This window comes from Plesiocystis pacifica SIR-1 (assembly GCF_000170895.1).
Taxonomy (GTDB): Bacteria; Myxococcota_A; Polyangia; order Nannocystales; family Nannocystaceae; genus Plesiocystis; species Plesiocystis pacifica.
The window spans coordinates 1-6,665 of sequence record NZ_ABCS01000203.1 but is presented as its reverse complement, the minus strand read 5'-3'; the positions used below and the strand labels follow the sequence as shown (position 1 = coordinate 6,665).

At 69.1% G+C, this 6,665-nt stretch carries 4 protein-coding genes; 2 read left to right on the top strand and 2 right to left on the bottom strand.

What is annotated here, in order from left to right:
• Positions 1 to 119 precede the first annotated feature (119 nt).
• Positions 120 to 1,022, bottom strand: coding sequence for an SGNH/GDSL hydrolase family protein (locus PPSIR1_RS48960; RefSeq protein ID WP_157596524.1), 903 nt, complete (start codon positions 1,020 to 1,022; stop codon positions 120 to 122).
• A gap of 483 nt (positions 1,023 to 1,505) precedes the next feature.
• Between PPSIR1_RS48960 and PPSIR1_RS40960 the strand changes: the two genes are divergently transcribed.
• Positions 1,506 to 3,107, top strand: coding sequence for a DUF1592 domain-containing protein (locus tag PPSIR1_RS40960; protein WP_157596523.1), 1,602 nt, complete (start codon positions 1,506 to 1,508; stop codon positions 3,105 to 3,107).
• Between the two features lie 40 nt (positions 3,108 to 3,147).
• Positions 3,148 to 4,578: a DUF1552 domain-containing protein gene (locus tag PPSIR1_RS40955; RefSeq protein ID WP_006977233.1), complete on the top strand. Its 1,431-nt coding sequence runs from the start codon at positions 3,148 to 3,150 to the stop codon at positions 4,576 to 4,578.
• 14 nt (positions 4,579 to 4,592) lie between these two features.
• On the opposite strand, the gene PPSIR1_RS45395 is transcribed toward PPSIR1_RS40955, so the two are convergent.
• On the bottom strand, positions 4,593 to 5,747 hold the full coding sequence (locus PPSIR1_RS45395) for an alpha/beta hydrolase (RefSeq protein WP_006977232.1): 1,155 nt from the start codon (positions 5,745 to 5,747) through the stop codon (positions 4,593 to 4,595).
• Positions 5,748 to 6,665: the final 918 nt, after the last annotated feature.

The window sequence follows — 6,665 nt, the reverse complement described above, 5'->3', positions numbered from 1 at the left end:
CCTCCCCCTCCCGCGGCCCCAGCTGGGGCCGGAAATCAGCAAGCTTGCGTGAGTCACTGACCGTCGATGGCCTTGAAGGCGAGGATCCTCGTGCCTGCGGGGCACTTTCCGATGTCCTGCTAGATCTGGTCGGCGATTATCTCCATGGTGTCCGCGAGCGCAGCGTCGAGCCCATCGGGCACGTGGGCATTGGCCGTCGCCGGCTCGCCCGTCAGCGCGATCGAGAACATGCACGCGGTCAAAAAGGACCCGGTCAGGTTGGGGTGGCTCAGGTCGCCGGTGTGCAGCATCGGCGGGGGCACCTCGCCCAGCGCCAGGGCCCAGGCCTGGCCCACGGGGACCACCTCGGCGCTTGCGGCCTCGGCCGCGCCCGCGTAGCCCTCGCTCAGGCCCTGCTGCATCTCCTCGGCGGTCATCATGAGCTGGTCGAGCACCTCCGAGCCCTCGCCCCGGGCCCAGGTCTCGAACAAGAGCAGCTCCGCGCCGGGGCTCTCGGCCTCGACGAGGGCCGCGAAGTCGACGACGGCGGCCTCGAACACCAGGGTCTGGAAGATCGGCTCGACGCTCTGGCCCTGGAGCACGACCACGTCCCAGCCCTCGGCGAGCAGCGTCGCCGTGCCTGGGTCGAAGAGGTGGGTCTCGACCGTGGCCCCGCCGATCGCCTGGGCGCCCGTCTCCCACTCCTGGCCCACGGAGGCCGTGACGTTGGCGACGAGGGCGGGGAGGTCGTTGAAGAAGGTGTAGCTGTTGCCGATGAACAGCACGCGGGGGAGCTCGCGGCCGCCGGTGGTGGCGCCGGCGCTCTCGCTGCCCTCGGCGTCGGTGGTCGAGTCGGCCTCGCTGCTCTCGCTGCTCGCCTCGTCCTGCCCCGAGCTGCCCTCGGTGTCGGTGGTCGAGTCGGCCTCGGCGCTCTCGCTGCTGCCGGCGCTCGACGCCTCCCCCGAGGCTTCGGTGTCCGCGATCGCGGTGCCCGAGCCCGTGCTCGCCGGGTCGTCGGACTCGTCGTCCGCGGAGCCAGCCACGCAGGCACCCAGGAGCACAACCAGGGCGAAGGGGGAAAGCCCCACCGAAGTCAGCGTCATCCTTCGCACGCGAGGATCCTAGCAGCTCCGCCGACGGCCTCGAGAGTGGTTTCGTGGGATCGACGCGGCGGGAATGGATGAAAAAAAGTTCTTCGCGAACTGTTAGCAGTTACGATTGGTGACTGGCATCTGTCAATGACGGCTGTCAGTCGATTAAATGATGTCACCAAGTTGCGCTCGACTCTCGGTGGCGTGCAGCAGTTGCGATCGGAACGATGGTCTAGGGCTGTTCCTGACTGTTCCTGGCGTAGTGAAGCCCTGGCGAAGGACCCGAGGGGCCCGTCGGTCTGTAAGAATGTTGGCTGTGGTTGCGAGTTCTGCCTTCAATCATTAAAGTTAACACCTTCGATTTCAAAGGTGCTAGTAGCTCTGTCGGGAGCTGGCCCCCGCGGCCTCGTTCAGGCTCCCATGGAGAGCTGTTGCATGAAGCGTCTAGCGTGCTTGGGGATCCTCTGTGCCTCCGTCGTCGGCTGCTACCAAGGGATCGATTTCGAGCTCGAGGAGCAGGCCTCCGAGGGCGAAGCTGGCCCCGCAGACGAGGGCGAGCCTTCGGACACGGACGGCGGCGAAGAGGGCAGCGAGCCCTCGACCTCGGCCTTTTCGCCCGTCAGCCGACTGACGGATCGTCAGTGGCGGCGCACCGTCGCCGCGGCCTTCGAGCGCGACGAGAGCGAGCTCGACGGCGTCGTGCTCCCGGCGGACAGCACCGACGGCATCTTCTTGACCAACGCCGTCGACGAGCTGGGCACCTTCGACGACTACATCAGCGCGTCCGAGGCCGCCGGGGCCCTGCTCGCCCCGGGCCTGGTCGACGCCTGCGACTGGCTCGGGGACACCCACGGCTGCGTCGTCGCGGAGCTCGCGGGGCCGATGACGGTCCTGCTGCACCGCCCGCCGAGCTCGGCCCAGCTCGACGCCGTCACGGCCATGATGCTCGACGCGATCATGCGCGGGCAGCCCGTGGAGCAGGTCGTCGGCGCGGGCCTGAGCCGGGCGTTGCTCGACCCCCTGTTCCTGTTCCGCGTCGAGGTGCCGGGCGAGTTCTACGGCGACAGCGTCTACGAGCTCGACAGCCAAGACCTGGCCGCGCGCCTGTCCCTGGCCATCACCGACGGGCCCCCGGACGCCCAGCTCTACGCCGCGGGGCAGGACCAGTCCCTGCTCGTGCCGACCCTGTTGGAAGGAGAGGTCGATCGCATCCTCGCGCTCCCCGGGGCCCGCGAGATGATCTGGCGCTTCGTCCGCTCGTGGCTTGGCGTGCGCAACGAGGGCGGGCCCCTGGCCGAGGCCATGGAGAAGGAGACCCGGCTGTTCGTCGAGTCGATCCTCTACGACGACGCCGTCCCCCTCGGCGAGCTGTTCACGGCCAACTACAGCTACATCGACGCGTCCCTGGCCGAGCTCTACGGCGTGCCCGCGCCGGCGGTCGACTGGGAGCGCTACGAGTTCCCGGCCGACGCCCAGCGCATGGGCGTGCTGACCCACGCGAGCTTCCTGAGCTCGAACGGGGCCCACGAGCGCGACCTGGCCTGGATCTTCCGCGGCCGGATCGTCGTCGAGCGATTGTTTTGCCTGCCCATGCCCGACCCGCCCCCCGGCGCCGTCGAGATGGCCGACGAGGTGCCGGTGCGCGAGACGGACCCCGTGTGCGGGGCCTGCCACGGCACCCTCGACCCCGTCGGGCGGCTGTTCCACGCCTACGACTCCCACGGGGCCTTGTTTGAGGGCGAGGAGGTCGAGGAGGTCGAGGGCGCGCTCGAGACCGGCTCCGACATCGACGGGACCTACACCAACGTCCTGGAGCTCAACGCGGCCATGGTCGAGAGCGGCACCGTCGATCACTGCTTCACCAAGATGTGGTTCCAGTTCCTCGTCGACCGCAAGCCCACGGGCCAGGACCTGACGAGCGTCGACGAGGCCCTGCTGGTCCTGAGCCAGACCCGCTCGACGCGGCAGATGTTGGCCACGCTGCTGACCAGCACGGCGATGACCAAGGTCTACATCGAGGACTACCAGGCCCCCTGAGTCCGGCTCCGATCTTCCCTTCGAAAGCGCAGCGTTGACCATGCCCAAGCAATTTTCCCGACGTGGACTCCTGTCGGCCGGGGCGGTGACCCTGGCCAGCTCGGCCCTGCTCCCGATGATCAGCCGGCGCGCCCTCGCGGACTCCGAGGGCGTCAAGCGGGTCGTGTTCTGGTACGCCGTCGAGGGCACCATGGGCAGCCGCTTTTGGCCCGGGACCGGCCCGGGGCCCCTCGAGATCAACATGGCGGCGACCATGGGCAATCAGCCCAACTCGAAGTCCTCGACCATCAACGGCTACCGCTCCGCCGAGCACGGCACCTACATCCTCCAGCCGATGAAGGCGCACGAGGCCGACATCACCCTGGTCAGCGGGCTGAGCACGGACATGGGCAGCGGAGACCCCCACGCCCGGGCCGTGGACGCGATCATGACCGGCGGGACGACGAGCGCGGGCAGCATCGACCAGCACCTGGGCTACCACCTCCAGGGCGAGGCGCCCTTCCACGCGATCTACTCCTCGCTCATGGGCGAGCACGTCAACGCCAACATCGCCAGCTACGCCGGGCCGCTGCACACCATCGGCGGCAGCGTCATCGCCCCGACCTGGAACCCGGTGACCACCTACAACCAGGTCTTCCCCGGCGGGATCACCAACGAGGAGCCCGACCCCTCCGCCAACCACGCCTTCGAGTCGCGCCTGGCCGTGCTCGGCTCCGTGCGCGAGCAGCTCGAGGCCGTGCAAGACCAAGGCGGCGCGGAGGCCCGGCGGCGCATGGAGGCCTACCTCGAGTCCATCGAGACCATCGAGGGGCAGACCGAGGCGCTGCTCGACGTGGAGGTCGAGGTGCCCCCGGACCTGAGCGTCGACGTGCCCGAGCAGTGGCTCGACATCGACCCCAACAACAAGTACTGGCGCAACTCGCAGAACTTCGCCGCGCTGGGCAAGATCATGATGGACACCACGGTCGCGTCCCTGGCCCTCGACCGGACCCGGGTGGCGACCATGCACTGGAGCGCCTCGGGCACGGACAAGGGCCCCGCGGACGGCCAGCACTACACCCACCTGGGCCTGGGGCTCGAGGGCCCGGTGGTCGCGGACCACGAGATGTCCCACAACGGCGACTGGAACGTGCGCCGCAACCAGACCCGGGTGTTTCGCTGGTACTACGAGCAGCTGGCCTACTTCGTCGACCGGCTCAAGTCGATCCCCGACGGCGACGGCACCCTCTTCGACAGCACGGTGATCGTCGTGTGCAGCGAGTTCGGCGGCTACAACCACAGCTACAACGACGTGCCCTGCGTGCTCATCGGCAACGCCGGCGGGTCTTTCGACACGGGCAAGTACATCGACGTGCACAACGGCGGCTTCCGGCCCTACGCGAACCTGATGTTGAGCCTGGCCGAGGGCCTGGGCGCGCCGCTGCAGTCCTTCGGCGAGTCGGACGGGAAGGTCAACGGCATCCTGGCCTGAGAGGGCGGGGAGCCTCAGCTGCCGAGCAGCGCCTGCATCACGAGGGGGAAGCGCAGCCCCCAGCTGACTTCGTCGTGCTCGCCCTCGGGGTCTTCGAGCCAGTGCAGCTCCTCGTCGAGGACGTAGCCAAACTCGTCCTCGAGGAGGCCGACCATCTCGATCCCGCGCGCGGTCGCGGCCTCTTCGATGACCTCGTTGTGGAAGCCGCCGGTGCGGATCAGGCCCCAGTCGATCCACAGGTGCGGGCGCACGCTCGGGTCGCTCAGGCTCGGGCTCAGGGTGTCGATGAGCAGGGAGTCCGCGAGCGGCCCGCCGTCGAAGTCTCCGCCGAACACGGGGTCGAGGCCGAGCCAAAACGAGGGCGACATGCAGGCCGCGCGGCCGAAGCGATCGGGGCGAAGGTTGGCGACGGCGCAGGCCCCCAGGCCCCCGCGGGAGGAGCCGACGATGGCCCAATCCTCGGGGTCCGTGGCGACCGCGTAGTGCTCGTCGAGCCACGCGCCGAGGCCTTCGGCGAGGTAATCGGCGTAGTCCTCGACGCCGCAGCAGTCCCCGGGCTCGAGGGTGTCCGGGTCCGTCCACGGCGTGTGCGAGTACTCGTAGTCGCGGTCGTTGGGCTCGACGGCGACGACGATCACGGGCTCGAGGCTGCCCTCGGCGTAGAGGCTGCTCAGCGCCCCGGGCACGTCCCAGCTCTTGTCGGCCGAGCCGCCGTTCCAAAAGCTCGACGACCCGTCGTTCATGACGACCACGGGGTAGGAGGCGCAGCGGTCGTAGTCCCGGGGGAGCAGCAGGTGGACCTTGTGCGGGGCGCTGACGGGGGTGCCGTCGGGGCCGAAGCCTGCCCCGAGCTCGATGGCGTCGTAGGTGTGGAACCAGCCCGCGGGGGAGCCGGCGTCGTGGGACCAGCCGGACTGGCCGCCGAAGGCGAAGGGCTCGCTGCGGCCGTCGGGCCTGGGGGGCGGGGGGACGACGGGGTGGCAGTCGTCGCCGGTTTCGCTCGCCTCGGTGGTGTCGGTGTCTTCGCTCGTGCCCGAGCCGTCTTCGGAGCTGCCGGCGAAGGTTGGATCGAAGGGGCCGTCGGTGGCTTCGTCTCCGGTCTCGCTGGTTGGGTCGGTGCAGGCCAGGGCTGCCGTGCATGCGAGCGCGAGGGTGCTGCGGCGGGCCATGGGGGTAGTTTAGCGTAGGGAGTCGTTGGTTGGCTTCGGCGGGGAGGGGAGTCGTTGGTTGGCTTTCGCGGGGAGGGGAGTCGTTTGTTGGTTTCGGCGGGGAGGGGAGTCGTTCGTTTGGCTTCGGCGGAGAGCGGGCACGGGCCGGGAGGGTCGGATCCCCCGCTGTCGCCTGAAGGCGTGGGGTGGACTTGTTTCCGGGGGAGGCGGTTTACGTGCGGAGTTGTCTTCGGCGGTCTTCGGAGCGGCTCCTTACGCTGGGGGATCCGACCCTCCCGGCCCTCTTGTGCCCGTCGTTTTGCAAGGGGCGGTGGCATCTCGAGCCCCTCGCGGGGAGGGGAGTCGTTCGTTGGTTTCGGCGGGGAGGGGGAGTCGTTTGTTGGCTTCGGCGGGGAGGGGAGTCGTTCGTTGGCTTCGGCGGAGAGCGGGCACGGGCCGGGAGGGTCGGATCCCCCGCTGTCGCCTGAAGGCGTGGGGTGGACTCGTTTCCGGGGGAGGCGGTTTGCGTGCGGAGTTGTCTTCGGCGGTCTTCGGAGCGGCTCCTTACGCTGGGGGATCCGACCCTCCCGGCCCTCTTGTGCCCGTCGTTTTGCAAGGGGCGGTGGCATCTCGAGCCCTTGCGCGGAGATCGTGCGGCTCAGCATGCTCGAGACGGAGAACGCTCCCGCGAAGGCTGGCGCGAACCAGACGGGGAGACCCCCTCAGCCGCGAGTTCCGCAGCCGGCCAAAGACCCAACGCCAAGCATCCCGACGTTCACCGGCGAGGACCTGTCTGAGCGGTGAGGGGGTCTCCCCGTCTCGCGCCTGTACCGGCGAGCACCCGACACCATCTAAGTCCAGGATACTAAAACCCGGCCTCCTCCCTCACGTCCGAGACGGAGAAGGCCCCCGGGAAGGCTGGCGCGAACCAGACGGGGA

Coding starts and splice junctions, on each gene's coding strand:
- PPSIR1_RS40955 (WP_006977233.1), top strand. CDS start 3,148: ATGCCCAAGCAATTTTCCCGACGTGGACTCCTGTCGGCCGGGGCGGTG.
- PPSIR1_RS40960 (WP_157596523.1), top strand. CDS start 1,506: ATGAAGCGTCTAGCGTGCTTGGGGATCCTCTGTGCCTCCGTCGTCGGC.
- PPSIR1_RS45395 (WP_006977232.1), bottom strand. CDS start 5,747: ATGGCCCGCCGCAGCACCCTCGCGCTCGCATGCACGGCAGCCCTGGCC.